Source organism: Bradyrhizobium shewense (genome assembly GCF_900094605.1).
Classification (GTDB): Bacteria; Pseudomonadota; Alphaproteobacteria; order Rhizobiales; family Xanthobacteraceae; genus Bradyrhizobium; species Bradyrhizobium shewense.
This window is the reverse complement of record NZ_FMAI01000008.1, coordinates 127,663-154,018: the sequence shown is the minus strand read 5'-3', so window position 1 is coordinate 154,018 and position 26,356 is coordinate 127,663. Positions and strand designations below refer to the sequence as shown.

Annotated in this window: 26 protein-coding genes and 1 tRNA gene; 15 read left to right on the top strand and 12 right to left on the bottom strand. The window is 64.0% G+C overall.

What is annotated here, in order from left to right; genetic code table 11:
- Position 1 precedes the first annotated feature (1 nt).
- Positions 2-2,233 (bottom strand): ATP-binding protein, encoded by a 2,232-nt coding sequence (locus GA0061098_RS17390; RefSeq protein ID WP_091958298.1) that lies wholly within the window; start codon positions 2,231-2,233, stop codon positions 2-4.
- A gap of 240 nt (positions 2,234-2,473) precedes the next feature.
- On the opposite strand from GA0061098_RS17390, the gene GA0061098_RS17385 reads away from it, so the two are divergent.
- Positions 2,474-3,244 (top strand): DUF2189 domain-containing protein, encoded by a 771-nt coding sequence (locus GA0061098_RS17385; RefSeq protein ID WP_091958815.1) that lies wholly within the window; start codon positions 2,474-2,476, stop codon positions 3,242-3,244.
- 191 nt (positions 3,245-3,435) lie between these two features.
- Here the strand turns inward: GA0061098_RS17385 and GA0061098_RS17380 are convergent, their stop codons facing one another.
- From GA0061098_RS17380 to GA0061098_RS17370, 3 genes are read right to left on the bottom strand one after another with little or no spacing between them, the layout of a single operon-like run.
- Positions 3,436-3,948, bottom strand: coding sequence for an SRPBCC family protein (locus GA0061098_RS17380; RefSeq protein WP_091958293.1), 513 nt, complete (start codon positions 3,946-3,948; stop codon positions 3,436-3,438).
- Positions 3,945-4,415, bottom strand: a complete 471-nt coding sequence (locus GA0061098_RS17375; RefSeq protein ID WP_091958289.1) for an SRPBCC family protein — start codon at positions 4,413-4,415, stop codon at positions 3,945-3,947. The genes GA0061098_RS17380 and GA0061098_RS17375 overlap by 4 nt, the downstream gene beginning before the upstream one ends.
- Positions 4,408-4,722, bottom strand: coding sequence for an ArsR/SmtB family transcription factor (locus GA0061098_RS17370; RefSeq protein ID WP_091958284.1), 315 nt, complete (start codon positions 4,720-4,722; stop codon positions 4,408-4,410). The genes GA0061098_RS17375 and GA0061098_RS17370 overlap by 8 nt, the downstream gene beginning before the upstream one ends.
- 114 nt (positions 4,723-4,836) lie before the next feature.
- On the opposite strand from GA0061098_RS17370, the gene GA0061098_RS17365 reads away from it, so the two are divergent.
- Together GA0061098_RS17365 and GA0061098_RS17360 are read left to right on the top strand one after the other, a co-directional pair.
- Positions 4,837-6,282, top strand: a complete 1,446-nt coding sequence (locus tag GA0061098_RS17365; protein ID WP_091958279.1) for an LVIVD repeat-containing protein — start codon at positions 4,837-4,839, stop codon at positions 6,280-6,282.
- Positions 6,283-6,540: 258 nt separating this feature from the next.
- A complete protein-coding gene (locus GA0061098_RS17360) occupies positions 6,541-7,161 on the top strand; it encodes a LysE family translocator (protein WP_080670083.1) in 621 nt (206 codons plus the stop codon).
- 3 nt (positions 7,162-7,164) lie between these two features.
- Here GA0061098_RS17360 and GA0061098_RS17355 read toward each other — a convergent pair whose 3' ends face one another.
- Positions 7,165-7,968 carry an N-formylglutamate amidohydrolase gene (locus tag GA0061098_RS17355; protein ID WP_091958275.1) on the bottom strand — a complete coding sequence of 268 codons (804 nt, stop codon included), beginning with the start codon at positions 7,966-7,968 and terminating at the stop codon, positions 7,165-7,167.
- Between the two features lie 75 nt (positions 7,969-8,043).
- On the opposite strand from GA0061098_RS17355, the gene GA0061098_RS17350 reads away from it, so the two are divergent.
- Entirely contained in the window at positions 8,044-8,442 is a 399-nt protein-coding gene (locus GA0061098_RS17350) for a gamma-glutamylcyclotransferase family protein (RefSeq protein ID WP_091958270.1), read from the top strand.
- Here the strand turns inward: GA0061098_RS17350 and GA0061098_RS17345 are convergent.
- Complete coding sequence (locus GA0061098_RS17345) at positions 8,439-9,002, bottom strand: chlorite dismutase family protein (RefSeq protein WP_091958265.1); 564 nt, start codon at positions 9,000-9,002, stop codon at positions 8,439-8,441. The genes GA0061098_RS17350 and GA0061098_RS17345 overlap by 4 nt on opposite strands.
- A 270-nt stretch (positions 9,003-9,272) precedes the next feature.
- Between GA0061098_RS17345 and dnaG the strand changes: the two genes are divergently transcribed.
- From dnaG to GA0061098_RS17325, 4 genes are all read left to right on the top strand, one after another.
- A complete protein-coding gene (dnaG, locus tag GA0061098_RS17340) occupies positions 9,273-11,294 on the top strand; it encodes a DNA primase (RefSeq protein ID WP_091958261.1) in 2,022 nt (673 codons plus the stop codon).
- Positions 11,295-11,669: 375 nt separating this feature from the next.
- A complete protein-coding gene (rpoD, locus tag GA0061098_RS17335) occupies positions 11,670-13,814 on the top strand; it encodes an RNA polymerase sigma factor RpoD (protein WP_091958258.1) in 2,145 nt (714 codons plus the stop codon).
- A gap of 29 nt (positions 13,815-13,843) precedes the next feature.
- Complete coding sequence (locus GA0061098_RS17330) at positions 13,844-15,307, top strand: hypothetical protein (protein ID WP_091958254.1); 1,464 nt, start codon at positions 13,844-13,846, stop codon at positions 15,305-15,307.
- Positions 15,308-15,462: 155 nt separating this feature from the next.
- A complete protein-coding gene (locus GA0061098_RS17325) occupies positions 15,463-15,840 on the top strand; it encodes a thiol-disulfide oxidoreductase DCC family protein (protein ID WP_091958250.1) in 378 nt (125 codons plus the stop codon).
- Positions 15,841-15,858: 18 nt separating this feature from the next.
- Here GA0061098_RS17325 and GA0061098_RS17320 read toward each other — a convergent pair whose 3' ends face one another.
- Both GA0061098_RS17320 and GA0061098_RS17315 read right to left on the bottom strand, forming a co-directional pair.
- Entirely contained in the window at positions 15,859-16,095 is a 237-nt protein-coding gene (locus tag GA0061098_RS17320; protein ID WP_018318231.1) for a hypothetical protein, read from the bottom strand.
- 561 nt (positions 16,096-16,656) lie between these two features.
- Positions 16,657-16,998 carry a hypothetical protein gene (locus GA0061098_RS17315; protein ID WP_091958246.1) on the bottom strand — a complete coding sequence of 114 codons (342 nt, stop codon included), beginning with the start codon at positions 16,996-16,998 and terminating at the stop codon, positions 16,657-16,659.
- 367 nt (positions 16,999-17,365) lie between these two features.
- Here GA0061098_RS17315 and GA0061098_RS17310 point away from each other — a divergent pair, with 367 nt between their 5' ends.
- Positions 17,366-18,172, top strand: a complete 807-nt coding sequence (locus GA0061098_RS17310) for a lytic murein transglycosylase (RefSeq protein ID WP_091958243.1) — start codon at positions 17,366-17,368, stop codon at positions 18,170-18,172.
- Positions 18,173-18,396: 224 nt separating this feature from the next.
- Here GA0061098_RS17310 and GA0061098_RS17305 read toward each other — a convergent pair whose 3' ends face one another.
- Positions 18,397-19,227 (bottom strand): SDR family NAD(P)-dependent oxidoreductase, encoded by an 831-nt coding sequence (locus GA0061098_RS17305; RefSeq protein ID WP_091958239.1) that lies wholly within the window; start codon positions 19,225-19,227, stop codon positions 18,397-18,399.
- A 121-nt stretch (positions 19,228-19,348) separates the two neighbouring features.
- Here GA0061098_RS17305 and GA0061098_RS17300 point away from each other — a divergent pair, with 121 nt between their 5' ends.
- The 4 genes from GA0061098_RS17300 to GA0061098_RS17285 all read left to right on the top strand — a co-directional run bounded on the left by GA0061098_RS17300 (position 19,349) and on the right by GA0061098_RS17285 (position 23,163).
- On the top strand, positions 19,349-19,723 hold the full coding sequence (locus GA0061098_RS17300; RefSeq protein ID WP_091958235.1) for a response regulator: 375 nt from the start codon (positions 19,349-19,351) through the stop codon (positions 19,721-19,723).
- Positions 19,724-19,841: 118 nt separating this feature from the next.
- Positions 19,842-20,453 carry a LysE family translocator gene (locus GA0061098_RS17295; protein WP_091958231.1) on the top strand — a complete coding sequence of 204 codons (612 nt, stop codon included), beginning with the start codon at positions 19,842-19,844 and terminating at the stop codon, positions 20,451-20,453.
- A gap of 838 nt (positions 20,454-21,291) precedes the next feature.
- Positions 21,292-22,503, top strand: coding sequence for a GGDEF domain-containing protein (locus tag GA0061098_RS17290; protein WP_165637426.1), 1,212 nt, complete (start codon positions 21,292-21,294; stop codon positions 22,501-22,503).
- Between the two features lie 33 nt (positions 22,504-22,536).
- Complete coding sequence (locus GA0061098_RS17285; RefSeq protein WP_091958223.1) at positions 22,537-23,163, top strand: peptidoglycan recognition protein family protein; 627 nt, start codon at positions 22,537-22,539, stop codon at positions 23,161-23,163.
- A 9-nt stretch (positions 23,164-23,172) separates the two neighbouring features.
- On the opposite strand, the gene GA0061098_RS17280 is transcribed toward GA0061098_RS17285, so the two are convergent.
- The 3 genes from GA0061098_RS17280 to GA0061098_RS17270 form a co-directional block, all read right to left on the bottom strand.
- The gene (locus GA0061098_RS17280; protein ID WP_091958220.1) at positions 23,173-23,514 is read right to left on the bottom strand and encodes a hypothetical protein; all 342 of its coding nucleotides are present in this window, start codon (positions 23,512-23,514) and stop codon (positions 23,173-23,175) included.
- Between the two features lie 180 nt (positions 23,515-23,694).
- Positions 23,695-24,594 (bottom strand): RNA polymerase sigma factor RpoH, encoded by a 900-nt coding sequence (gene rpoH / locus GA0061098_RS17275; RefSeq protein ID WP_018318222.1) that lies wholly within the window; start codon positions 24,592-24,594, stop codon positions 23,695-23,697.
- Positions 24,595-24,811: 217 nt separating this feature from the next.
- Complete coding sequence (locus GA0061098_RS17270; protein WP_091958217.1) at positions 24,812-25,819, bottom strand: RluA family pseudouridine synthase; 1,008 nt, start codon at positions 25,817-25,819, stop codon at positions 24,812-24,814.
- On the opposite strand from GA0061098_RS17270, the gene GA0061098_RS17265 reads away from it, so the two are divergent.
- Positions 25,818-26,162, top strand: a complete 345-nt coding sequence (locus GA0061098_RS17265; protein WP_091958212.1) for a hypothetical protein — start codon at positions 25,818-25,820, stop codon at positions 26,160-26,162. The genes GA0061098_RS17270 and GA0061098_RS17265 overlap by 2 nt on opposite strands.
- A 57-nt stretch (positions 26,163-26,219) precedes the next feature.
- A tRNA-Glu gene (locus tag GA0061098_RS17260) sits at positions 26,220-26,294 on the top strand.
- Positions 26,295-26,356: the final 62 nt, after the last annotated feature.

The window sequence follows — 26,356 nt, the reverse complement described above, 5'->3', positions numbered from 1 at the left end:
TCTACCGCGACGGCTCCGAGAGCGCGGCCCGCAGCATCGCCGCAAGATCCTTTCGCCGGAACGGCTTGGTCAGAATGCGGGCGTCGCCGCCCCCGTCCGGTGTCTTGACGGGAGTCTGGCTGTAGCCCGAGGTGAAGAGCACCTTAAGATCAGGCCGCAGCTCGGTTGCTTGCCTCGCAAGCTCCGGCCCGAACATGCCGCCGGGCATGACGACGTCAGTGAACAGCAGCTGGATGTCCCCGGGCTGGCGCAGCAGCTCCAGTGCTGCGGGCCCGTTCGACGTGGCGATGACCCGGTAGCCGAGCGTCCTGAGCTCGTTCTCGACATAGGCCCGCACCATATCGTCGTCTTCGACGAGGAGAACGGTCTCGTGTCCCGCTTGTGTGACGGTCGCCTCCGCGGGGCGCGGATCCTCGTTCGGCGGTGTTGCGAGACGGGGAAAGAACAGCCTGACGACACTGCCTCGTCCCGGCTCGGACTGCATCTGCACAAGTCCGCCGGACTGTTGTGCAAATCCGTAGACCATGCTCAGGCCGAGGCCGGTCCCCTTGCCAACCTCCTTGGTTGTGAAGAACGGCTCGAACGCGCGGCTGACCACCTCGGCGCTCATGCCGCTGCCGGTATCGGTGACGGCCACCATCACATAGTCGCCGGGCCGCGGCTCGCCGTTGACGTCGAGGTCGGATTCACCGAGCGAGCTGTTATGGACCTCGACCGTCAGCTTGCCGCCCTCCGGCATCGCATCGCGCGCGTTGAGTACGAGGTTGAGCAGGGCCGTCGTCAGCTGGCCGGGATCGACGCTGGCCGGCCATAAATCCCGTTCGAACGCGAAGCGGCACTCGATGTGCTCGCCCAGCGTCCGACGCAGAAGCTGCTCCATGCCGAGCACCTTCTCGGCGATGTCGATCTCTCTCGGCCGCAGCGGCTGCTTGCGTGCGAAGGCGAGCAGGCTCCGTGTCAGGTCAGAGCCGCGCTCGGCGGCGGTCGCGATGTCGCCGGCGATGCGGTGCAATTCCTTGTTTCCCGCCAGCTGGTCGGCGAGATGCTCCGAGTTGCCGAGAATGACGGTCAGGAGATTGTTGAAATCATGCGCCACGCCGCCGGTGAGCTGGCCCATGGCTTCCATCTTCTGGGATTGGCTGAGCTTCTGGTTGAGATCCGCGATCGCGGCGCGCTGCTGTTCGAGCGATTCGGCCGTGCCGTTGAGCAGGGTCATCAATCCGCCGAGCTCGCCGCCCGGATGGGGCTCCGGAATGCGCGCGCTGAGATCGCCGCGTCCGAGCCTCTTCGCCATGGTGGCGAGCCGCCCGATCTGGCGGCCGATGCTCACGGTCGTGAGGATCCATAAGCCGGCCAGGAGCAGCAGCAAGGCCACCGCGAGAATCGCCATGTCCTCGTAAAGCCGGCGGTTCGCCGCCGCGACCAGTCCGTCCTTGGAGCGTCCGACCATGATGGTGAGGCCGGCCTTGCGCATCGAGGGCGAGCGGGCAACGCCCCAGATCTGCGTGCGGCCCCCGCGGTCGGTGACTTCCCGAAATGGCTCGCCATCGGGCGCTGCGGCAAAGCGGAACAGGTCGGAGCCCGCAATGGTCCCGCCGACGGGCTCGCTCCAGCCGCCGCCCTTGGGGGCGACCAGGACCGTACCTTTTGCGTCGACGAACAGGATGTCCTTCTCGGCGAGCAGCCGCTTGTCGTGAAATTCCGCGAATTTGTTCAGGTTGAAGGACGCGAGCAGCACGAACTTCAGCGCGCCCGTCTCCGATCGCACGGGATAGGCGATCTGGAGCACCGATAGCCCGGTGAGGCGGCCGAACACCGGCTCCGCGGCAACGACGCCTTGAAGACCCTTGACCTGTTTGAAATAGCCGCGGTCGTTCAGGTCGAGGGTGCGGTTGGTCCGAAGCGAGTCGCAGAACAGGCTGCCGTCGGGATCGATGGTCAAGATGCCCGTGAACTGCGGGTATTCCTCGCGCACTTCCGACAGAAACGCCGAGCACGCCGCCTTGTCGCGCGTGTCGAGGTCGCGGGCGCGGGCCAGACCGTAGTGGAGCTGGGCGGTGCCCTGGATCTTCTCGTTCAGATCGCTGGCGATGTCGTCGGCGGATGCGGCCAGATTGGCCAGCGCCGCGTCGATCTCGCTGGCCCGGTTCTGCACGAAGCGCAGCCCGACCAGGATCGCCGGCACCAGCATGGCGGCGATGACGAGGATCAGTAACCGGGTACGCAGGCTCATCGGTGGGGCGGTCCGCTCTCAGACGCATCTGCTCGGAGGTACAATTTGCGGACGATCGTCTGCCCAGTCCATAGCATTGGCGCGAAAATCGCACCGATGGTGAAGGATTTCACACCGCGAGCATTGTTACCTCGCCGCTGCTCTTCGCGCCGGTTCGCATCAAGTTGCGCCTGCGCGCGGCGGCGCTAGTATCGCAGCATGCGCGCGACGAAACATCGCGTCGATGTGTGGAGGGAGCTGATGTCCATCTCCGGCAAGGTCGATCCGGTGGTACGTCGCGTCGCGGCGACCGATATCGCCGAGGCGCTGGTCGAGGGTCTGCGCGATTTCCAGGCGCTGCCGTTTTACGGTCTCTGCTTCGGCGCGCTCTACGCCGCCGGCGGGATCGCCGTCATGCTGTGCCTCACCGCCTTCGGTATGGTCTATCTCGTCTATCCCCTGGCGGCAGGCTTCGCGTTGATCGGGCCGTTCGTGGCGATCGGGCTCTATGAGGTCAGCCGCCGCCGCGAGCGCGGCGAGCCGGTCTCCTTCGGCGCGATCTGGTCGGCCGTGCGCGCGCGCAGCGAGATCGGCTGGATGGCGTTCGTCACGCTGTTCGTGTTCGTGATCTGGATGTACCAGGTGCGGCTTTTGATCGCGCTGCTGCTCGGCCTGCACGCTTCGTTCTCGAGCCTTCAGGAATTCATGACCGTGGTGCTGACCACGAATGAAGGCCTGCTGTTCCTCGGCATCGGCAATGCGGTCGGTGCGGTGCTGTCGCTGATCCTGTTCTCGCTGACCGTGGTGTCGTTTCCGCTGCTGCTCGACCGCGAGGTCGATTTCGTCACGGCGATGGTGACAAGCGTGCGCGCGGTGGTGACGAGCCCGCTGCCGATGATCACATGGGCCGCCGTGATCGTGATGCTGCTGATCGTCTCGGCGCTGCCTTACTTTCTCGGGCTGATCGTGACACTGCCCGTGCTCGGGCATGCGACCTGGCATCTTTATCGGCGGCTGGTGGTGCCGGTGTAGCTAGTTGCTTTCCTTTGTCCTTGGGCAGTGCCGTAGGGCGGGCAAAGCGACTTGTCCGCCGTAGCTCGCAGAGCGAAGGCGGAAGCGTGCCCACGCGTCTGTTGCGGTGTCGACTCGGTCGTGGGCACGGCGCAAGTGCGTCTTTGCCCACCCCACGATACCGAGTTCGCGGAGACAGACCCCGTCTCACCTTACGGGGTCTTGATGCCCATCGCCTTCAGCGCTTCCAGCAATCTCACCGGTGGGGACATCTCGATCTGCGGCGCCTTGCCGGTCTCCAGCAAGCTCTTCAATCCGGAGAGGATCGCGGGCCAGCCGGTGCGGCCGCCGGAGAGAATATCGTCGCTGAGCTCGCGGTCGTGGCGTTGGCTCAAGGTGAGGCGGACGGCTTCGCCGGCTGGCTCGATCTCGTAGGTGACAATGGTGGTGCCGAGCTTTTCCACGAGGTCGGGCCAATTGACGTTCCAGCTCACCGTGAGCCTCCTCGGCGGATCGTATTCGAACACTTCGCCGCGGATGTGTTCGGAGCCGTCGGGTGCGTGCACGATGAAACTGCCGCCGAGCTTCGGCTCCATCTCCACCGCAAAGCCGGAGAAATACTGCTTGCTGAACTCGGCCGAGGTCAGCGCCTCCCACACCTTCTCCGGCGTCGAAGCGATGTAGATGGTGTAGACCGTCAGCGGCTTGAATTGATCGAGGTTCATTTTGCGTCGAATCCCTTGTTGAGCGCCGTGCGCGGGATGGCGAGGACTTTGCCCCTCTCCAGCAGGCTCTTGAGCCCGGACAGGATCGCCGGCCAGCCATTGGAGACGGCGCCGAGATATTTGCCGCCCTCGACGAAGCCGTCATGCAACACGGTCAAACGCACGAGCGCGCCGAACGGTTCGATGGTGAAGACGACGCGTGAGATCGGCTCGCCGCGCAGCTCTTCGAATTTCTCGTGCTTGAAGCTGTAGGACAGGCGGCGCGGCGGATCGGCCTCGAGGATTTCGCCGGAATCGGTGACTTCGCCGTCGAGCGCGAGCGCAAAGGGCGAGCCGACCTTCCAGTCGGAGCGAACCTCGGCGCCGAACCAGTACTGCCTGGTGAATTCGCTCGACGTCAGCGCTTCCCACAGCTTTTCCGGCGTGGTCTCGATATAGGTCACGTAGACGAACTCCGGCTTACTCATCGCGCTTCTCCAACTGGCGTTTCAACTCGCTGAGTGCGGCGAGCTTGCCGCGCTCGAATTTTTTGATCCAGCGTTCGCCGATCTGATGGATCGGCACCGGATTGAGATAGTGCAGCTTCTCGCGGCCATGCCTGATGGTGGTGACCAGGTTGGCCTCTTCCAGAATGACAAGGTGCTTGGTCACGGCCTGTCGCGTCATCGCAAGGCCCTCGCAGAGCTCGTTCAGCGTCTGGCCGTTTTTGGCGTGAAGCTTGTCGAGCAGCGACCGTCGTGACGCATCGGCGAGCGCTTTGAAGACCTCATCCATGGCCGATAATAGGCAACCAAATGGTTGCATGTCAAGATGGAGTCTTTGGCGCGCGCAATCGGCCGTGCTAGCCTCGACGCTCAGCCGACATAGATTGGTTCCGGGAGGACGTTGATGTTCCGTCGCGTTTCACTTGTTGCCGCTCTCGTCCTTTTAGCGTGCAGCACCGCGGCCCAGGCGCAGAAGCAGACCATCGGCGCGCCGCCTGAAGCGTCCAACATGAAGCTCGTCGGGAGCAACGACCTCCAGGCCCGCAGCGCCTATCAGCCGACCATCCATCACCAGGGCGATCGGTGGATCGCCTATATCGGCCATCACGGCGGCACTGATGATGTGCCCGCGCCCGTCAACCCGATGACGGGCAAGGCCGAGCCGAACGGAACCTCTATCGTCGACGTCACCGATCCCGCGCGTCCGAAATATCTGCGGCATCTGCCGGGGCAGGAGGGCAAGTACGAATCCGGCGGCGCGCAGATGGTGCGGGTGTGCGACGGCAAGGCCTTGCCGAAGGGCGATCCCAACGCGGTCTACATGCTCAGGACCTTCGGCGGCGAGGCGCACGAGATCTGGAACGTCACTGATCCCGCGAGCCCAGTGCTCATCACGCGCATCGGCGGCCTGAAGGACACCCACAAGAGCTGGTGGGAGTGCGACACCGGCATTGCCTATCTCGTCTCGGGCGCGCCGGACTGGCGCACGCGGCGCATGACGCAGATCTATGATCTCTCCGATCCCGCGCATCCGCAGAAGATCCGCGACTTCGGTCTGCCCGGTCAGGAGCCCGGTTCGACCGGCGCGGTGCCGACCGAGCTGCACGGGCCGATCTCGACCGGGCCCGACGGCAACCGCGTCTGTTTCGGCTACGGCACCAACAAGGGCGGCATTTTGCAGATCGTCGATCGCGACAAGCTCCTGAACGGGCCGAAAGAGCCGACGCCGGACAATCTGCGCTATCCCGAGATTGCGCGCATGCCGACGTCGGCCTTCAACGGCGCGCATACGACGTTTCCGATGCTCGACATGCCGATCGCGGAATTTTCCGAGGACAAGGACGGCAAGACCCGCGACATCGTCATGATCGTGAATGAAGCGATCCTCAACGAATGCGGCGAGGCGCGGCAGATGGTGTGGTTCGCCGACGTCACCACCGAGACGCGGCCGATGATGATCTCGAGCTATACCGTGCCGGAGGCGAGCGGGCAGTTCTGTCAGCGCGGCGGGCGGTTCGGCTCGCATTCCTCCAACGAGAGCATGGCGCCGGTCTATTACAAGAAGATGGCCTTCATCGCCTTCTTCAACGCCGGCGTGCGTGCGCTCGACATCCGTGATCCCTACCACCCGAAGGAAGTCGGCTACTTCATTCCGTCGATCACGGCCGCGACCGACAAGCGCTGCATTCCGATCGAGGGCGGCGAGCGCTGCAAGGTCGCGATCCAGACCAACAATGTCGAGACCGATGACCGCGGCTACATCTACATCGTCGACCGCGCCAATACCGGCCTGCATATCCTGGAGCTGACCGGCCCGGCGCGCAATGTCGCCGGCCTGCCGAAGAACTGACGATGCGGCGCGGGGCGATGTCGGCGTCGATGTTGGTACGCCGGCTTCCACATTCAACGCTGTCGTCCCCCGCGAAGGCGGGGGATCCAGTATTCCAGAGACGCTGGTGGGATACGGAGAAGCTGCGGCGTACTGGATCCCCCGCTTTCGCGGAGGATGACGCTGCCGGTTGAGCGCGCACCTTGCGCTCATCTCACTTCCCTCTGCGCTCATCCCATGCATTAATACCCGCAAGCCGCCATCAGCCGAGTCTCCCCCATGATGTCCATGCAAGCCTATTTCGCCTTCGTCGCCGCCTGCATTGCGCTGGCGCTGCTGCCGGGGCCGATCGTCACCCTCGTCATCGCCAATGGCCTGCGCCACGGCACGCGCGCCGCGCTCACCAACGTGGCCGGCGCGCAGGCCGGCCTTGCCATCGTCATCGGCATCGTCGCGGTCGGCCTGACCTCGCTGATGGCGACCATGGGCTACTGGTTCGACTGGGTGCGCTTTGCCGGCGCCGCTTATCTGGTCTGGCTCGGCATCAAGCTGATCTGGGCGCCGGTCGAGGGCGTCGATGTCGACACACCGCCTCCGCCGCCGCGCGGCGGCTTCTTCCTGCAGGGTTTTCTGGTGCTGCTGTCGAACCCGAAGGTGCTGGTGTTCTTCGGCGCCTTCATCCCGCAGTTCATGGACATGAACCAGCCGCACTTTCCGCAAGTCGCGCTGCTGGGCGCGACCTTCATGGTCACCGCCGTGGTGACCGATGCGCTCTACGCCATCGCCGCAGGCCGCGCGCGAAAATTCTTCTCGGCGCGCCGCACGCGGATGATGTCGCGCATCTCCGGCGGCTTCATGATCGGCGGCGGCATCTGGCTGGCGCTGACCAGGGCGAAGTGAGGCTTACACCAGCAGCTCCGCCTTCAGCTCCACCGCGACCTCGGCAAGGATCCTTGCCAGCCGTTCGGCCCATTGCTGCTGGCCCGCGTGGTCGGCGATCAGATCCTGCCGGATCTCGATGCCGGTGTTGACGAGACCGCGCCCTTCGCCGTGGACGGGGATGGTGTAGTCGGTGAGGTCGCTGACCGCGTAAGGCTCGTTGTCGCCGACGACGAGATCGCCTTCGCTGCGCAGATGTTTCAACAGCAGCTGCGGCAGCACGGTGTCGCGGTTGTACAGCGCGCCGATGTGCCAGGGCCGCGCGACGCCGGCATAGACGGGCGTGAAGCTGTGCAGCGACACCAGCACCGTCGGCCGCTTGTCGTGCAGGCGGGCGTCGATCGCGGCATCGATGCGATCATGATAGGGCTCGAAAATCTCGCGCCGCCGTGCCTCGCGCTCGCCCTCCGAAATCCCTTCGTTGCGCGGGATCGCGGTCGCCTCGGAGATCACGGGGATCGAGCTCACCGCGGCCGGCGGGCGGTTGCAGTCGATCACGAGCCGCGAATAGCGCTGCGCGATCAGATGCGCGTCGAGCATCTTGGCTAGGGGGTCGGCGACGCCGGCGATGCCGATGTCCCAGCCGATGTGCCTGACAAGCTCGGTCTCAGTAACACCGAGATCGCCGAGCGCATGCGGCAGCACCCGTCCGTAATGATCCGAGGTGAGCAGAAAGGGCGAAGTCCCTTCGGCATTCACCTCATGTACGGGCAAAATATCGCCCTCGCCGAGCAGTTGATCGGCGGTCTCGGCCGTGTGCAGATCCATCCTGATTGCCTATGAAACAATTACGTGTCTAAACGGAGTAACGATATTGCACCGACGTCGCAACTTTAGAGCAGCATGACCTCCGATCGCCTTTTCGTCTACGGCACCCTGATGCGCGGCTTCGACCATCCGATGGCGCGGCTGCTTGCGGGCCACGCGGATTTCTTGGGTGAAGCGACCTGCCGCGGCCGGCTCGTTCTGGTGAAGCATTATCCGGGATTGCTGCTGTCGAATGCTGCCTCCGACATCGTCCATGGCGAGCTCTTCCGGATGCGCGTGCCTGACGAGCTCCTGGGCGAGCTCGACATGTACGAGGCCTGCGGCGAGGGCTTTCCGGAGCCGACCGAATATCTGCGCCGGCTGATCGACGTGACGCTGCCCGATGGCACCACGGAGAAGGCCTGGACCTATGTCTACAACTGGCCCGTCACCGGTCTGCCACTCATCGAGTCCGGGCGGTTCTTGGCGCACTAAGCCGACAGCACTTCCTTCACCACGCGCACGTCGACCTCGCGCTCGACGTAACTCCATTCCTCGGTTTCCCGGAGCATCGCCACCAGCTCCTCGAACAGCGAGGCATGCGCGGGGGCGAATTCGAACCAGGTCAGGAAATCGAAGGGCTCGCCGAGGTCGCGGCAATGATAGAGCTGGCGCGCGATCGCGGGCAGGAAACGAAGGCTGCTTGCGATGTGGTGCGACTTGTCCTCGAAGATCTTGCGGCGCTCTTCCTGCGTCAGATCCCACCAGGCCTGCGATTTGCGGATCGGGATCAGTGCCGCGCTGGTTGCTTCCACCCGGCCGAGCCCGGCCTGCACGGCCGTGAGCTGCTGCTTCTCAGGCCGCTCGGTGTAGCGCAAATTGCTCGGGGCCCCGACCAGCCGCCACGCATTGCGCGAGGGCACCAGCGGCAACGAGACGGCCTCGCTGTCCGTCACCGACAGCGCCGGCATGAAGGGCAGGGGCTCGCCGGTTACGGGTGCGATCGAGATCACACGCCAGCCCCCGCTGTGGCCGCCCCGAAAGGTCCTGAACATGGGGGATATGGAAGCGTGGAACCGGGGCGGGTTCAAGGCTTTCCCGTCATTCCGGGGCGATGCGCAGCATCGAACCCGGAATCTCGAGATTCTCAGGTGCGCAATTGCGCACCGTAGTTCGCCCTGCGGGCGCCCCGGAATGACGCGTGGCGGAGCCCTGTGCATAGGTCGAATAACCCGGATAAGCCCGAGAAACCTGGCCTTTGGTCGGCGCGCCCCTATATCCCTCATCCTTCGCCCGACTCACCCCGGTTCGCGCTACACAGGCCCATGCGCTTCACACCCCAATTCCTCGACGAGCTTCGTGCCCGGCTTTCGGTCTCCGAGGTCGTGGGCAAGCGCGTCAAGCTGAAGAAGGCCGGGCGGGAGTGGAAGGGGCTGTCGCCATTCCAGCAGGAGAAGACGCCGTCCTTCTACGTCAACGACCAGAAGGGTTTTTACCACGACTTCTCCTCCGGCAAGCACGGCGACATCATCTCTTTCGTGATGGAGACCGACGGGCTGCCGTTTGCGGAGGCCGTCGAGCGGCTCGCCAGCATGGCGGGCCTGGCGCTGCCAGCGGTGACGCCGGATGCGGCGCGGCAGGAGCAGCGCCGCCGCACGCTGCATGATGTCATGGATCTCGCCGCGACCTATTTCGCGGAGACGCTGGCCTCGCGCGTCGGCGCCAAGGCGCGCGGCTATCTCGCCGACCGCGCGATCTCGCCGGCGACGCAATTGCAGTTCCGCCTCGGCTATGCCTCGCCCGATCGCTTCGCGCTGAAGGAGCATCTCGGCAAGCTCGGTATCTCCGTCGACGACATGGTCGAGACCGGCCTGCTGGTGGCCGGCAACGATATTCCCGTGCCGTATGACCGCTTCCGCGACCGCGTGATGTTCCCGATCACCGATCTGCGCGGCCGTGTCATCGCCTTCGGCGGGCGCGCGCTGGAGAAGGACGTTCCGGCCAAATATCTCAACTCGCCGGAGACGCCGCTCTTCCACAAGGGCGACAATCTCTACAACCATCAGACCGCGCGCAAGGCCACCCATGATGGCAGCGCGCTGATCGTGGTCGAAGGCTATGTCGATGTCATCGCCATGGTCACCGCGGGCTTTGCGGGCGCTGTCGCGCCGCTCGGCACCGCGCTCACCGAAAGCCAGCTGGCGCTGCTCTGGAAGATGGCGGACGAGCCGATCCTCTGCTTCGACGGCGACCGTGCCGGCCAGAAGGCGGCTTATCGTGCTGCCGATCTCGCGCTGCCATTCCTCGCGCCCGGAAAGAGTCTTCGTTTCGCGCTGCTGCCGGAAGGCCAGGATCCCGACGATCTCGCGCGCTCCGGCGGCCGCGGTGCCATCGAGGAAGTCATCGCGGCGGCGAAGCCGCTTGCCGAGATGATCTGGTCGCGCGAGCTCGAAGGCGGCAACTTTGCCACCCCTGAGCGCCGAGCCGCGCTGGAGGCGCGCATCAAGGAGCTCTCCAACGGCATCCGCGACGAGGTGGTGCGGCGCTACTACCGCGATGATTTTGCCGAGCGGCTTCGGCGCACTTTCGCGCCTGAGGGTGGCCGCGGCGGCTTTGCCGGCCGGGGCAATTTCCAAGGTAATTTTCAAGGCAATTCCGGCCGCCAATTCCAGCCCCGGGCTGCGGGGGGCGCGAATCGATTCGGTGGCCAGGGGTTCGGTGGCGGCCGCCGCGGCCCGCCCGGTCCCATCCCGCTACCCTCCGGTCCCTACCAGGCGGCGAGCCCGCAGCTGGCGGCCAGCCCGATCATGCGCGGCCAGCGCAGCGCCATCTCCCGCCGGGAGGCCCTGATCCTGCAATGCCTGATCAACCACCCCTGGCTGCTGCACGATCACCTCGAGGAGGTCGCGGCCCTGGAGCTGGCCCATCCCGAGGCCCACAAGCTCAGGGCCGGCATCATCGCCGCCTTTGCCAACGACCACCACCACTCCGCGGACCCCGGCGAGCAGGCCGAAAAGATGCGCGGCGATCTCGCCAAAGGCGGATTTTCGCAAGTCCTTCAAAGGGTTGAGAACGGCATCACGACTGCGGCGGTGTGGGGCGCCCGCGAAGGTGCTGCCCCCGACGATGTTCTCGCCACCTGGCATCAGCTCGTTGCCTTGCATCGGCAATGGCATTCACTACTTAGAGAGCTGAAAGACGCCGAGCTGGCCTTGGGGGAGGACCCCAGCGAGGCCAATTTGGCGTGGCTGCGTGACGTCAAGGCCCGGATGGCCGAGGTCGACGGCACCGAAGCCCTGATCGAGGGTTTTGGCGAGCTGTCGGGTCGGTTCCAGAAGAGCGTGTGATGAAAGAATCATGCGGACGGCCGGAGCCGGAACCGCTAAAAGACTCGCCAAATCCAAGGTTTGGCGGCAAAAACAGGGTTAATCGAGGCTTAACGGTCTTGTAGCACTTTGGCCACCAGGCGGCCGCAGGCAGAACAGACGCGTCAGGAATGAATCCGCGCATTGCTGTTGGCACTACACCTGCATCCGCTGCGACAAAGAGGCTGACGAAGCGTTAGGCATTTCCGGCGAGAGAGAGTTGGGGGTGGCGAGAGATATGTGCGCCGCCCTTTCCGTGTCGAGAGCTGCCGAAGCGAGAGCGTCGGGCAACAGGTTCATGTGAATTCAGGCAGACGCGGCGAGCCGACTGCATTGAAGCGCGTTTAGGAGCAATGGATGGCCACCAAGGCAAAGACGCTGCAGGCGAAGGACAAGGAAAAAGACGACAAGGCAGCGGACGCGCCGGAGAAGGATTCCCAGGACGCGCCCTCGCCGTTGCTCGACCTGTCCGACGCCGCCGTAAAGAAGATGATCAAGCAGGCCAAGAAGCGCGGCTTCGTGACCTTCGATCAGCTCAACGAAGTCTTGCCGTCCGACCAGACCTCGCCCGAACAGATCGAGGACATCATGTCGATGCTCTCGGACATGGGCATCAACGTCACCGAAGCCGACGATAGCGAAGGCGAGGACGACAAGGACGAGGGCGGCGAGGACGAGACCGACAACGAGCTCGTCGAGGTCACCCAGAAGGCCGTCACCGAGGTCAAGAAGAGCGAGCCGGGCGAGCGCACCGACGATCCCGTGCGCATGTATCTGCGCGAGATGGGCACAGTCGAGCTGCTCTCCCGCGAAGGCGAAATCGCCATCGCCAAGCGCATCGAGGCCGGCCGCGAGGCGATGATCGCAGGGCTCTGCGAAAGCCCGCTGACCTTCCAGGCCATCATCATCTGGCGCGACGAGCTCAACGAAGGGAAGATCTTCCTCCGCGACATCATCGATCTCGAAGCCACCTATGCCGGCCCCGACGCCAAGGCCGGCATGAACAATGCGATGATATCAGGTCCCACCGGCGAGAACGGTGAAGCGCCCGCCGAGGGTGGCCAGGCCGCTGCTGCGGTCGGCGCCCCCGCGCATGTCGCCCCACCCGCCGCGCCGCCGTCGCCGACCCCGTTCCGTGCCGCACCTGCGCCGGGCGGCGCTGAGGCCGGCGAGGAGAAGGATCCGGGCGAGGCTGCGGCCGAGTCCGACATGGACGACGACGAGTTCGAGAACCAGATGTCGCTGGCGGCCATCGAGGCCGAGCTCAAGCCGAAGGTGGTCGAGATCTTCGACAAGATCGCCGACAGCTACAAGAAGCTGCGCAAGCTTCAGGAGCAGGACATCCAGAACCAGCTCCAGAACGAGTCGCTCTCGCCGCACCAGGAGCGCAAGTACAAGAAGCTGAAGGACGAGATCATCGTCGAGGTGAAGTCGCTGCGTCTCAACCAGGCGCGTATCGACTCACTCGTCGAGCAGCTCTACGACATCAACAAGCGCCTCGTCTCGCACGAGGGCCGCCTGATGCGCCTTGCCGACAGCCACGGCGTCGCGCGCGAGGACTTTTTGCGCAACTACACCGGCTCGGAGCTCGATCCGCGCTGGCTCAACCGCGTCTCGAAGCTCTCGGCCAAGGGCTGGAAGAACTTCGTCCATCACGAGAAGGACCGCATCAAGGACCTGCGTCACGAGGTGCATCAGCTCGCCGCGCTGACCGGCCTCGAGATCGTCGAGTTCCGCAAGATCGTGCACTCCGTGCAGAAGGGCGAGCGCGAGGCACGCCAAGCCAAGAAGGAGATGGTGGAAGCCAACCTCCGTCTCGTGATCTCGATCGCCAAGAAGTACACCAACCGCGGCCTGCAATTCCTCGACCTGATCCAGGAAGGCAACATCGGCCTGATGAAGGCGGTCGACAAGTTCGAGTACCGCCGCGGCTACAAGTTCTCGACCTACGCGACGTGGTGGATCCGGCAGGCGATCACCCGCAGCATTGCGGACCAGGCCCGCACCATCCGCATCCCCGTGCACATGATCGAGACGATCAACAAGATCGTGCGCACGAGCCGCCAGATGCTCAACGAGATCGGCCGCGAGCCGACCCCGGAGGAGCTCGCCGAGAAGCTCGGCATGCCGCTGGAGAAGGTGCGAAAAGTTCTCAAGATCGCGAAAGAGCCGCTGTCGCTGGAGACCCCGGTCGGTGACGAAGAGGATTCACACCTCGGCGATTTCATCGAGGACAAGAACGCGATCCTCCCGATCGACGCCGCGATCCAGTCCAACCTGCGCGAGACCACCACGCGCGTGCTGGCCTCGCTCACCCCGCGCGAAGAGCGCGTGCTGCGCATGCGCTTCGGCATCGGCATGAACACCGACCACACGCTGGAAGAAGTCGGCCAGCAGTTCTCGGTGACGCGCGAGCGTATCCGCCAGATCGAAGCGAAGGCGCTGCGGAAGCTGAAGCATCCGTCGCGGAGCAGGAAGCTGCGGAGCTTTTTGGATAACTAATTCGGGACAGAATTGCCCACGGTGAAAGCATGGCTAAGAAGCGCATTTTCACCGTGGGGCTTGATCTGCCCGGCGATGAATTTGAGTCTATCGAGTTCGATTCCGATCAGACGCTCCTAGATGCGGACATCATTCTGTTCCAGCCGACCTTAGGCGTTTGCAGTTTTGATAGCTCCCATACTTATGAAGGCAGGCAGACTCTCTCGCAGCGGGATTCATTTCAGAAGCCCACTCGCATAAGCCACTGGCATGCTGAAATCGTAGGTGCTGTTAATGCTGGCAAGCTCGTTGTTGTCTTCTTGAAAAGGCCAACGACGCAGTTTCGCCATGCCGATGCGCTGCAAAGAATTGGTCGCACGTCGTTGGGTGGCCCCGTTTCATCGATCTCTTCTTACGATGCTGTGCCCAGTCTCGTGAACGTCGTCCCAAAAGCTGGGCGTTCAATTCGCCTAGAGAAGCAAGGTGCCTTCCTTAAAGATTACTGGAGTCTCGTGTCTTCGATGTCGCCTTATGAGGTCGAGATCGAAGTTAAAGCTGCCTCATCTCAGGTCCTCATGAGATCTTCTGCGGGGGATCGCGTCGTTGGCGCGGCGATAAATTCGCAGGAAGGTGGCTCTATTTTGTATCTTCCGCCGATCTCGTACGATGAGGACTCCTTCGTTCGCGACTCCGAGGAGGATGAAGACGCTGACTCGGCGTACTGGACCACGGAGGCGCTCGAGTTTGGCAAGCAACTCGTTTCTCGTCTGGTCGCGCTTTATGATGGTTTGAAGCAAACCAGTGCGCGGACAGTGGCGCCTTCTTGGCTGGATCATACGGAATACAAGCTGGCACAAGAGCAGGAAATCGAGGCTGAGCTTTTGGAAGCGGCAGCGAAGATCGCTGTTCTTCAGCAGCACAAGGTCGAATTGGAAGAGCAATTAAGTAAGGCTGGCGCGCTGAGGCATCTCCTATACGAACAAGGCAAGCCGCTTGAAGATGCGGTTCTGGAAGCAATGCGAATTTTCGGATTTTTAGCGTATCCCTTCGTAAATCAAGAATCGGAGTTCGACGTGGTATTCGAGAGTCCCGAAGGTAGGTGCTTAGGTGAGGTCGAAGGGAGAGATAGTAAGGCCATCAACGTTGAGAAGTTTAGCCAATTGGAACGAAATCTTCAGGAGGACTTTGCCCGCGAGGAGATAACTGAGTATGCGAAGGGAGTGCTGTTCGGAAACGCCTTTCGGCTCATGCCAGTGCAACAAAGAGGGGAATTCTTCACTACCAAGTGTCTTTCGGCGGCTAAAAGGATTGGGGCCGCCTTGGTCAGGACCCCAGATCTGTTCGAGCCAGCGAAGTACCTGAAGGAGAATTCAGACCCTTCCTATGCGGAGGCCTGTCGCAAGGCAATCCTCTCGTCGATGGGCGACGTGGTTCTGTTTCCGTCACCTGCAAATAAAGCTAGTGCTTTGGGAGCCACTCGTCAGCAAACTAGCGTTGTTGAAAATGTACGGTAGGTAAGTCGCCGATGTCACCGTAGCTCGGCCCCTACCCCTCAAAAACGCCGGGCCGAACGCCCGCCGTTTTTGTTTGCCTACTCACCGTCAGCATTGAACCAAAGACGTTCATCCGCCTTTCCATCGGCTATACTTCCGACGCGAAAGGCGCATCGATGCCGGCCCACCTCACCGTCTGGTACAACACCTGCTGCCCCGTCTGTGACGCCGGCATCGACTGGCAGCGCAACAAGCTGTTGGCGCTGGTGCGGGCGGGCACGGTCGAGTTCAGGGACATCAACGAGCAGCCCGACGCGTTGGCGCAGTTTGGTGCTTCGCTCGACGATATCAGGCGCCGCCTGCACGCGACCGATGAGGTCGGCAGGCTGATCGTCGGTGCGGATGTCGCGATTGCGTTGTGGCGGTTGACGCCGGGGGAGGGCTGGCTTGCTGCGCTGTTCGGCAATCGCGTAGCGCTGCCGGTCACGCGGCTTGTCTACGACCGGTTTGCCGATCTGCTGTTTGCCTGGAATAAGAGGAGCGGGCGCTGGTGAGCGCCTGCTTATGTCGTCCTACTTCTTCTTCACCCCGACCCGCTCGATCCGCTTGATCTCCAGCGCCGGCCGGCCGCTCTTCTCCGCGATCTCGCGGTCCTGCTCCATGATGAAGGCGCGGGCGGGTTCGTCGCCGTCGAGGCCGCCGAGCAGTTCGCTAGGCACGCGGCGGTTGGAGCGCTGGGAATCGTCTTCATAGAAGACGTTGAAAAAGGCGAATTCGCCTTTGGGATTGGTTCCGGGTTTTTTGGCCATGGCGGCTTGTCGTCGATTGGAGGGCCGCAGTCAAATGACTTTGGCGATCACCGACGGCAGTCCGGCCCCGAACGCGACGGGACTAAATGCGGTTGATGGAAATCCGGCTGCGGGGAGGAGGCAGGCGCCTGCCTGCGATCTGCGGCGGCCCTTCGAGGGGACCCTTGCTCAACAACCCTTGTTCGGCCAACGCTTGCCTCAATAAACGGCGGGCCGAAGCCCGCCGTTTATTTTTGGTCTTCAGTGTCGCCCGGGGCTGGCAGGGCGACAACCTAAAATAGAAGGCTATAGAAGGCGCCCTGCGATGGCAAGGCAAATCGTGGCGGCGTTGATGTCGCAGCGAGCGGATCAGATATGCGATGGTCGCGACATGTGGCTTCGATTCACATCGAAGCAATTGTTTAGACCGTCAAACCAATTTGTTCATCTTGCCGGCCCTGGCGATGCAACGCGAGCGACGCACTGTGTTGGAAGGCGCGCCAGCCTGCACCTCTTCCCGCCTGCGTGCAGACAGTGTGATCTCGATTTGTAAAAGCGAGTTCCATCGCCGCAACTCATGTCTCAATGCGCGCGCGTGCGCCGCGCCGTCTCCTGCACCGCCAGCCGCGATCCGTGTCCGCCGCTCTTGCCGCTGTGCTCTTGAAGTCCCTGCGCCATGATCGCGCTGCCCATCGCGGCCGAGCCGAACGTGATGAGGAAGGATGCCAGCAGCAGCGCGAGCGCGATGCCGGGCGAACTGTCGGCGAAGATCAACTCGCGCAGACGTCCGGGATTGAGCCAGAGCAGGCCGCCGACGAGGAGCGTCGCGGCGCAGGCGCCGATCGCGAGGTTGATGGCGAGCAGGCGGAACAGGGGAATGCGGAGGAGCGAGGGGCGGGCCGGCTTGTTCTGATGGTCGGGCATGGCTGGTTGCCTCAGACTTTGTCGGGCCCGGGAATGACGAGAGAGCATGTCTGCGGCATCCATCTCACGCCGTCCATGCTGCGATATTGACCCGCATCAAACTCCCGCGCGACGCTTCACGGCGCCACCAGCTCCACACGCCGGTTCAGCGCGCGGCCGTCGCGTTCGAAATCGCGCGCGGCGCAAGGCCGAGCGAGGTGACGATCTCCCGCTCGCTGCCATCTGGGCGGTGGGACAGTTTGATGCGGATCAAGCCTGGCGCTTTCAAGCCTTGTGCTTTCAAGCCTTGCGCTTTGACGCTCGCTGCTTTCCCGGGCATGATCCGCGCGCTGCTTCGCAGCTAGGATTTTTAAGGGGATTGCTCCACATGCTGAGACTGCTTCTCGCCGCCGCGTCCGTCATTTGTCTGGCCGGCGGGTCGGCGCAGGCCGCGCGCTGCGGCGGCGACTTCAACAGTTTCGTCGCCACCATGGCCCAGGAAGCGCAAGCGGCCGGCGTCTCGGCAAGCGTGACCAACGCAGCGCTCAGCGGCGTCACCCCCGATGGCGCGGTGCTCGCCTTCGACCGGCGCCAGCGCCACACCTTCAACAAGAGTTTTGAGCAGTATGTCTCGACCCGCGTCGGCCCTGGCCGGATCAATGGCGGCCGCGCCCTCTTGCAGCGCCACGCCGCGCTGCTCTCGCGCATCGAGCAGCAGTTCGGCGTGCCGCGTTATATCCTGGTCGCGATCTGGGGACTGGAGAGCGATTTCGGCAAGGGCGACATCGGCAAGATGCCGGTGGTCCGCACGCTGGCGACGCTCGCGCATGATTGCCGCCGCACCGATCTATTCCAGGGCGAACTGCTCGCTGCGCTGAAGATCGTGCAGCGCGGCGACCTGCCGCTGCGCGACCTGATCGGCGCCTTTGCCGGCGAGATCGGCCAGACCCAGTTCCTGCCGTCGTCCTACATCAAATACGGCGTCGATTTCGACGGCGACGGCCATATCGACCTCCGCCACAGCGTCCCCGACGTGCTCGCCTCGACCGCGAATTTGCTCCACACCAGCGGCTTCAAGATGGGCCAGCCCTACGGCGAAGGCACCGCGAATTTCGAGGCGATGCGCGAGTGGAACAGGGCGGTGGTGTATCGCAAGACGATCGGCTATTTCGCCGATCGGCTGGCGGGGCAGTGACCACATACTCAGTCTCGTAGGGTGGGCAAAGGCGCAACGCGCCGTGCCCACGACCTTTGCGTCGTCGTACGAAGTCGTGGGCACGCTTCGCTTTGCCCACCCTACGGCAGCCGGGGCAGTAAAGGGCGCATCGCTTGTAGGATGGGTAGAGCGAAGCGAACCTATCGCGCGACCTCCTCACGGAAACAGGATGGGTTTCGCTGCGCTCTACCCATCCTACGAACTCACGTTCCCTTCGCCATCTTCTCCAGCCGCCGCTGCAGCGGCGCCCAATACGTTGCCGGGCGGAAGCGCTGCAACAGGTCCATGAATCTGGCGTCATTGCCGATCAGGATGCGGGGCTCGTTCTTCTCGATACCCCTGATGATGCGCAGCGCGGCATCCTTCGGCGTGGTCTTCGCCGCGGTCTCGAACCGCTCGATCGATTGCGCGCGGCGGGCATTGTCGGTGACGCCGACCCCGGTGCGCGAGTTGCGCGCGATGGCGGTGGCGACGCCGCCGGGATGCACGACCGACAGCCTGATCGGGCTGCCCGCCACCGCGAGCTCGTGCCGCACGCTCTCGGAGAAGCCGCGCACCGCGAATTTTGCCGCCGCGTAAGCCGATTGCCCCGGCGGCGCGATGATGCCGAAGATCGAAGAGAGGTTGACGATGTGCGCCTCCGGCCTCGTCTTCAGATGCGGCAGGAAGGCACGCGTGCCATGCACCACGCCCCAGAAATTGATGTCGAACAGCCAGTCCATCTGCGCCTGGTCGATCTCCTCGAACGAGCCCATCAGCGCCACGCCGGCATTGTTGACGACGATGCCGAGCGCGGGATGCGCGGAGATCGCCGCATTCGCGAATTGCGCGATGTCGTCGGGTTCGCCGACGTCGACGCGGTGCACGCTGACCTTGCGGCCCGCACCGATCTGGGCCGCGAGCGTCTTCAGCCCGGCCTCGTCGCGATCGGCGAGCGCAAGATCGCAGCCGCGCTGTGCAAGCTCGATCGCCAGCGCGCGGCCGATGCCGCTGGCGGCTCCCGTGATGGCGGCGGCGCCGCGAATCGCTGTCATGATGTTCCCCGTCGAGCCTCTGCTGCGGGAACTATGCTTTACATTTTTTCAGAATGGAACTGAACCGCAGACGCATTGGCTCCTTAACATACGTTACGCAAGCGATCGTTGGGAGACGCCGATGGGACAAGCACAGCCATTTCGCGCAACTGCGCTGATCGTTGAAGACGACGTCATGCAGCGGGAGATGCTGAGCCTGCTGCTGGAGGAGAGCGGCTACCAGGTGATCCAGTGCGAAAGCGCCGAGGCCGCCGAGCGCGTCCTCGACAAGAGCGCCGGCGCGCTCTGCCTGATGATGACCGACGTCCAGCTCGCGGGGCCCATGAACGGCGTCGAGCTCGCGCATGTCGCCAAGGACCGCAATCCCAAGCTCGACGTCGTCGTCACCTCCGGCCGTCCGTTGATGCAGCCCTTGCCCGACGGCGCAAAGTTCTGGGCCAAACCCTGGGCGCCGCTCGACGTGCTGCGCGAAGCCGAGCTCGCGCAGCTGGCGTGAGCGTTCTCAATCCGTCATCCCTGCGCAACGGCCAAGCCGTTGCGCAGGGATGACGGATCAAGACTGAAGGCCCAAGGCCCGGCTTCCCCGCCGCGACGCCGGGTGGTAGCGTCCGCCCATGACCTGGTCCTTCCTGCTCACCTCGCTCATCGTCGTCGCGTCCCCCGGCACCGGCGTGCTCTACACGCTGGCTGCGGCGCTGACGCGCGGCTCGCGTGCCAGCCTCGCGGCCGCCTTCGGCTGCACGCTCGGGATCGTGCCGCACATGATGGCGGCGATGCTCGGGCTCGCCGCCGTGCTCCACACCAGCGCGCTCGCCTTCGCCGCGCTGAAATGGGGCGGGGTGCTTTATCTGCTCTACATGTCCTGGCAGGCGCTGCGCGAGAGCGGGGCGTTGGCGGTCGAGGGTGAGATCCGCGAGCGTTCGGTCGGCCGTGTGATCGTGACCGGCTTTCTCATCAACATCCTCAATCCGAAGCTGTCGATCTTCTTCCTCGCCTTCCTGCCGCAGTTCATCGCCGCGGACGAAGCCCATGTGCTGGCGCGCATGCTGGAATTGAGCGGCGCCTTCATGGCGATGACCCTTGCGGTGTTCGTGGTCTACGGCCTCTGCGCCGCCTCGGTGCGCGAGCACGTCATCTCCCGCCCGCGCATCATGGCCTGGCTGCGCCGCAGCTTCGCCGCCGGTTTCGCCGCACTCGGCGCCAAGCTGGCCTTCGCGGAACGATAGCTTCTTCTTCAGGTCGCTCGTGGCTAGGGCATTTGCACTTGCCGCCATCCTTCGCGACGCCCGCTTTAGGCGGGCACCTCAGGATGAGGACGGAGTGCGTGGCAGCGGATTCAACGGGCACAGCGCCGCTTAGCCTCATCCTGAGGAGACCGCCGGCGGCGGTCGTCTCGAAGGACGAGGCGTGCGTTCAGGCGCTGCCAAGTCTTTAGGCGATTGCCCTATCGCCGGAGCGGGTGAGAAGTGAGAGAGCGGCGCCACCCAATAAAAAAGCGGGCCTCGCGCCCGCCACCTTCATACTCTCTCAACGCTGACCCGAAGCCCGGGCGGAGCGAGGCTCCACCCGGGCAAAGAAACAGAAGCCTCGTTACTTCTTCTTCGCCTTCTTGGCCTTCTTCGCCTTCTTCTTCGTCGCCTTCTTCGCTTTCTTAGCCATAGGATCCTCTTAAGGGTTAATGGTGGAACGCGACACGAGGGATGCTCGGCGGAGGGCCAGCCTCGCAACATCCTCGACGACAAACTCAGCAGATTCGCGCCTTCCTGCCCCGTGCTGTCACATCCGTGTCATCGCGTTATCCACAGCTCAGATGCATTTTCGGGTGATTTTGGTGCGCGAATCCGCATCGCGGCGTCGAAGCAACGTCGCCGCCGACATCCCTAACGATCCGACAACGGAGCGGCGCCGTTCATGAATCCAAAACCAAAGGCGCGTTTTGCCGGAACGCGGTGAGACTCCATTAAGCGCGCGGGCCGCATTCTTCTCCGCAAGAAAACGGGGATGGGTCATGGACGGACGGCTGCCAGGGACGGGGGGCGCGACGCTGCGCATGCCGCACGTGTCATGCTGAACGTGCCAACGCTCTGGACCGTCTTCGTCGTCAACTTCCTGGCGCTCGGCGTGATCTGGGCCTACGTGACGCGCTCCTATCCGAAATTCGCCGCCGCGCGGTTCTGGATGGCATCGTCCTTTGTCGGTGCGATCGGCGCGATGACGGCGCTGGTCCGCCTGTTCGTCGCCTCTCCCCTCCCGCTTCTGCTCGGCGCGGGCGGCGTCATCGCCGCGAGCTGCCTCGCCGCGATGGGCATTGAGCGCTTCTATGGCCGGCCGGTCTCGTGGCGCCTGATGACCGTGACGGGAGGCTTGAGCCTTGCCGGCGTCGTGGTCTTCATGGTCGGCTTCGAGCACATGCAGCTGCGCATGCTCAGCTACACGCTCGGTCAGGCCCTGCCGCTGGTGCTGGCGCTGCGCCTGTTGCTGTCGCCGCCGGAAGGGCGCGTCAGCCCGGGCGCGCGGCTGTCCGGCATCGTCATCCTCACCATCATCGCGATCCTCATTGCCCGCACGATCGGCAATCTGCTCGGCCACGATCTCTCGGCGAAGGCCGGCGGCCAGACCCATGCCGTCATGGTGCTGGGGCTGCTGTTCCTGTCGATGACGCTCAATTTCGGCTTCCTGCTGATGGCGATGGACCGGCTGCGGGGCGAGGTCGCCGATCTCGCGCTGCTCGACGATCTCACCGGCGTCGCCAACCGGCGGCATCTGCTGCAGCGCCTGACCGAGGAATGCGCCCGCTCGGAGCGTAGCGGCGCACCGTTCTCGCTGCTGGTGATCGATCTCGACGGCTTCAAGACCATCAACGACACCCACGGCCATGCCGCCGGCGATGCCTGCCTGCAGCACTTCACCCTGATGACGCAGACGCGGCTTCGGCCCGGCGACATGCTGGCCCGCACCGGTGGCGACGAGTTCTGCGTCGTGCTGCCGTCCTCGTCCTTGCGCGAGGCCGCCGCGATCGCCCGGCGCGTGCTCGAGGTCTGCCGTCAGGACGCCGAGGCCTGCATCGGCAGCGAGATCCCGATCGCGATCTCGATCGGCGTCGCGCAGTGGGATCGCGGCATCGGAGAATTCCCGGATCGCCTGATGGCCAATGCCGACCACGCCCTCTATGCCGCCAAGAAGAACGGCAAGAACGATTTTGCCGTCTACGATCCGTCGCCGCCGCTCTCGCCTGAGCCGATCGGCCGGGGCGAGACCGCGCGCCATTTCGCCTGAGGCCATGCTAGGTTTGGTCTCTGTTGGACCCGCATGATGATCGCTCGCCTGCTCGCGGCCGTTCTGGCCGCTTTCTTTCTGATCGCCCCCGCCGCTGCCGAGGATGCCGAGCTCGCAAAGCTTGCACGCGCCTCCGGCACGCCCGACATTCCCGGCCTGAAGATGGTCTGGCTGGCGCCCTGGGGTGACGTCCTGAGCGCAAGACCCTGGCGCAACATCATCGTGCACCAGACCGAGGGGCCGGCGGGCTCGGCGCGCGGCGGCGCGCAAGCGCAAGCGAAGACCCCGACGCGGCGCGGCGTCACCGTGTGGGTGGAGACCGACGGCACGGTCTATTGGGCGGTCGCGGAAAACCTGGTGCCGACCCATGGCGACGGCGCCAATCGCAACGACAACAAGTTCATCGACAACAGCGCGACCTATCGTCAGGTCGTGCGCGACAATTCGATCGGCGTCGAGTTCGCCGGCAATTATCCCGACGTCGCGGCCGGCCCCACCGAGGCGCAGGTCGCAGCGTGGAAGACCCTCGTGAAGGTGCTGCGCGCGCGCTACGACATCCCGCTTGACCGCGTCTATGCCCACAACTGGATCGACTACAAGGACGCGCGCTATTGCGAAGGCTGCTGGCTTGCGACGCTGGCGAGGATGTGGGGGGAGTGACGGGAGGCGTTAAACCGCCTGCGCCATCCAGCCGAAGAACCGTCGCATCAAACCCGGCCGCTGCGGCAATTCCGGCGGATCATCGACAGCCAGTACACGTTTGAAGAAGTAATCCAAAAACACCATGTCGTTCGGCTCGGTGACGGTGAATGTCTCCTCGCCAAAGAACACGCTGTAACTGAAGAAGAACGGCCCCATGAGCGGGATCGTCGCGGTCGACGCATAGTCCTTGGAGATCACGAACTCCGACGGCTCCAGCCCATGCTCGCGCATCGCCTGCTCGACCAGCGGCAGCTTGCGCATGAACTGGGCGGAAAAGCCGCCGACGGTGGATTGCAGGATGATCGACACGGTGCGTGCCCGCTCTTGTGATGTGATCCGACCATCATGTGTCGGGCGACCCGTCATAGGCGTTCAAGGTGCCCCGCCAGCTTCGCGAAGCTGCCACAGCTCACCCAACAAAAAAGCCGGCGTTGCCGCCGGCTTTTTCTCTTCTCGATCCGCCAATCTCTTACCGCGGAAACGCCCCGCTTAGTGCGCGGCTTCCAGCGCGGCCTGTTCGGCCCTTGCGATCGTGCCCTTGACCGCGGACTGCACCTTCTCGAAGGCGCGGACCTCGATCTGGCGGACGCGCTCGCGCGACACGCCGAACTCGGCAGCGAGGTCTTCCAGCGTCATCGGCTCATCGGCGAGGCGGCGGGCCTCGAAGATGCGGCGTTCGCGCGGGTTGAGCACGCCCATGGCGCCGTTCAGCGCGTCACGGCGTTCGTCATACTCCTCGTGCTCGGCCAGCATGGCTTCCTGGTTGGGCGTATTGTCGACCAGCCAGTCCTGCCATTCGCCGGCTTCGCCGTCGTCGCGGATCGGTGCGTTGAGCGACGCGTCGCCACCGAGGCGGCGGTTCATGTCGATCACGTCCTGATCGGTGACGCCGAGGCGCTTGGCAATGATCTTCACCTGGTCGGGGCGCAGATCGCCCTCGTCCAGCGCGTTGATCTTGCTCTTCGCCTTGCGCAGGTTGAAGAACAGCTTCTTCTGGTTCGCGGTGGTTCCCATCTTCACGAGCGACCAGGAACGCAGAATGTACTCTTGAATCGACGCCTTGATCCACCACATCGCGTAGGTGGCGAGACGGAACCCCTTCTCGGGTTCGAAACGTTTCACCGCCTGCATCAGGCCGACATTGCCTTCCGAGACGACCTCGGAGATCGGCAGGCCGTAGCCGCGATAGCCCATGGCGATCTTGGCCACGAGCCGGAGATGGCTGGTGACGAGCTGGTGCGCCGCGTCGCGATCGTCATGCTCGCGCCAACGCTTGGCGAGCATGTATTCCTGCTGGGGTTCCAGCATCGGGAACTTGCGGATCTCGGCGAGGTAACGGGAAAGGCCGGATTCTCCATTGAGGACCGGCAAAGCAGCGGTACGGGCCATACTGAAGCCCTCCAAAGGTTCAGGCCCCCGATAGCGGCGGGCCAGGCAGACGACCGCTGTGTTAAAGCCGGCCGTAGCTGCGATGTTCCGTTGGTCATTTCCAACGCAAGCGCAATATACCCCATGGGGGGACAAAAAGGGAAGGATTGCTGACGTCACGACCCCGTGTGGCAGCTATAATCTTTTGTAATGTAACGCTTTTCTTAAAGGGCCTGCGTCATACCGCCGCTTTCAGGGTGCTCTGGAGGAGAAGCAAATCCTCCGGCAAAGGCGCCTCCCAGTGGAGTAATTCTCCGGTCCTCGGGTGCTCCAATACCAGCAAATATGCGTGCAGGGCCTGCCGCCCAAGCGCGGTCAGCGCGACCTGCGACTCGGGACCGAGCTGGTTCGCCTTGGTCTTGAAATGCGGGCCATAGACGGCATCGCCCATCAGGGGATGACCGACATGGGCGAGGTGGACGCGGATCTGGTGGGTGCGCCCCGTCTCGAGCTCGCAGGCCAGCAGCGTCGCGATCGGCTTGCCGTCGCGTCCGTTAAAACTCTCCAATATCTCCCAATGCGTCACCGCCTCGCGGCCGCCCTGGCGCACCGCCATCTTCTCGCGCGCATGCGGATGGCGGTCGATCGGCGCGTCGACGGTGCCGCGATGGCGGCTAGGGACGCCCCAGGCAAAGGCCATATAGCCGCGGCGCATCGCACCGGTGCGGCCGTGGTCGGCGAATTGCGCGGTCAGCGAGGCATGGGCGAGGTCGTTCTTGGCGACCACCATCAGCCCTGTCGTGTCCTTGTCGAGCCGGTGCACGATGCCGGGCCGGCGCACCCCGCCGATGCCCGACAGCGAAGAGCCGCAATGGGCGATCAGCGCGTTCACCAGCGTGCCGGTCTCGTGGCCGGCCGCGGGGTGCACCACCAGCCCCTTCGGCTTGTTGAGGACGACGATGTCATCGTCCTCGAACACGATATCGAGGGCGATATCCTCCCCCTTCGGCTCCGGCGGGGCCGCTTCCGGCACGTCGATTGTGATCGTATCGCCGGATGTGACGTGATAAGCGGGGTCGCGGACCGCGGAGGCCTTCAGGCTCACCGCGCCCGCCAGGATCAGGGCTTTCAGCCTCGATCGCGACAGGTCGGTGAGGTGTGCCGCCAGCACGCGGTCGAGCCGGGCCGAGCCCTCGTTGCCGTCGACGACAACCTCCAACCTTTGCGCAGAGCCAAAATTTTCCATGACGACGACTGATACCGCTGTTCCCGAACCGAGCCCCGAGCAGGCCGCGCTGTTCGCGCGGGTGCGGCGGATGATGCTGATCGCGGGGTTGACCACGGCGCTGGCGATCTGCGCCGTGCTGATCGCGGTGGGCTACCGCCTTTTCAAGTCCGAGGGAAGGGCGGCCGAGGTGGCCAGCGACGTCACCGCCATCCTGCCGAAGGGCGCCAAAATCGTCTCGACCGGCCTCGCCGGCGACCGTCTCGTGGTCAGCCTGGATGTCGGCGGTGTCATCGAGATCCGCACCTTCGACGCCCACACGCTCAAGCCGGCCGGACGGCTGAAATTCGCCAATGAGCCGTAAAAGGCTCCTCGGGGTCCTTGCGGCGGACAAATTTCGAGGCTATTGGCTAGCCCTCACGCTCCCTTCGTCTAGCGGTTAGGACGCGGCCCTCTCAAGGCTGAAACAGGGGTTCGATTCCCCTAGGGAGCGCCAGCGGCTCTAGAAGCGCTGAGATTTCAAAAACATCACGCAAATCATGGCTTTGTCTGCTGTCA

Coding starts and splice junctions, on each gene's coding strand:
- GA0061098_RS17345 (WP_091958265.1), bottom strand. CDS start 9,002: ATGTTCAGGACCTTTCGGGGCGGCCACAGCGGGGGCTGGCGTGTGATC.
- GA0061098_RS17350 (WP_091958270.1), top strand. CDS start 8,044: ATGACCTCCGATCGCCTTTTCGTCTACGGCACCCTGATGCGCGGCTTC.
- GA0061098_RS17380 (WP_091958293.1), bottom strand. CDS start 3,948: ATGAACCTCGATCAATTCAAGCCGCTGACGGTCTACACCATCTACATC.
- GA0061098_RS17290 (WP_165637426.1), top strand. CDS start 21,292: ATGCTGAACGTGCCAACGCTCTGGACCGTCTTCGTCGTCAACTTCCTG.
- GA0061098_RS17320 (WP_018318231.1), bottom strand. CDS start 16,095: ATGGCCAAAAAACCCGGAACCAATCCCAAAGGCGAATTCGCCTTTTTC.
- GA0061098_RS17285 (WP_091958223.1), top strand. CDS start 22,537: ATGATGATCGCTCGCCTGCTCGCGGCCGTTCTGGCCGCTTTCTTTCTG.
- GA0061098_RS17315 (WP_091958246.1), bottom strand. CDS start 16,998: ATGCCCGACCATCAGAACAAGCCGGCCCGCCCCTCGCTCCTCCGCATT.
- GA0061098_RS17270 (WP_091958217.1), bottom strand. CDS start 25,819: ATGGAAAATTTTGGCTCTGCGCAAAGGTTGGAGGTTGTCGTCGACGGC.
- GA0061098_RS17295 (WP_091958231.1), top strand. CDS start 19,842: ATGACCTGGTCCTTCCTGCTCACCTCGCTCATCGTCGTCGCGTCCCCC.
- GA0061098_RS17265 (WP_091958212.1), top strand. CDS start 25,818: ATGACGACGACTGATACCGCTGTTCCCGAACCGAGCCCCGAGCAGGCC.
- dnaG (WP_091958261.1), top strand. CDS start 9,273: ATGCGCTTCACACCCCAATTCCTCGACGAGCTTCGTGCCCGGCTTTCG.
- GA0061098_RS17355 (WP_091958275.1), bottom strand. CDS start 7,968: ATGGATCTGCACACGGCCGAGACCGCCGATCAACTGCTCGGCGAGGGC.
- rpoH (WP_018318222.1), bottom strand. CDS start 24,594: ATGGCCCGTACCGCTGCTTTGCCGGTCCTCAATGGAGAATCCGGCCTT.
- GA0061098_RS17310 (WP_091958243.1), top strand. CDS start 17,366: ATGCTGAGACTGCTTCTCGCCGCCGCGTCCGTCATTTGTCTGGCCGGC.
- GA0061098_RS17390 (WP_091958298.1), bottom strand. CDS start 2,233: ATGAGCCTGCGTACCCGGTTACTGATCCTCGTCATCGCCGCCATGCTG.
- GA0061098_RS17330 (WP_091958254.1), top strand. CDS start 13,844: ATGGCTAAGAAGCGCATTTTCACCGTGGGGCTTGATCTGCCCGGCGAT.
- GA0061098_RS17300 (WP_091958235.1), top strand. CDS start 19,349: ATGGGACAAGCACAGCCATTTCGCGCAACTGCGCTGATCGTTGAAGAC.
- GA0061098_RS17370 (WP_091958284.1), bottom strand. CDS start 4,722: ATGGATGAGGTCTTCAAAGCGCTCGCCGATGCGTCACGACGGTCGCTG.
- GA0061098_RS17385 (WP_091958815.1), top strand. CDS start 2,474: ATGTCCATCTCCGGCAAGGTCGATCCGGTGGTACGTCGCGTCGCGGCG.
- GA0061098_RS17325 (WP_091958250.1), top strand. CDS start 15,463: ATGCCGGCCCACCTCACCGTCTGGTACAACACCTGCTGCCCCGTCTGT.
- GA0061098_RS17375 (WP_091958289.1), bottom strand. CDS start 4,415: ATGAGTAAGCCGGAGTTCGTCTACGTGACCTATATCGAGACCACGCCG.
- GA0061098_RS17360 (WP_080670083.1), top strand. CDS start 6,541: ATGATGTCCATGCAAGCCTATTTCGCCTTCGTCGCCGCCTGCATTGCG.
- GA0061098_RS17305 (WP_091958239.1), bottom strand. CDS start 19,227: ATGACAGCGATTCGCGGCGCCGCCGCCATCACGGGAGCCGCCAGCGGC.
- rpoD (WP_091958258.1), top strand. CDS start 11,670: ATGGCCACCAAGGCAAAGACGCTGCAGGCGAAGGACAAGGAAAAAGAC.
- GA0061098_RS17365 (WP_091958279.1), top strand. CDS start 4,837: ATGTTCCGTCGCGTTTCACTTGTTGCCGCTCTCGTCCTTTTAGCGTGC.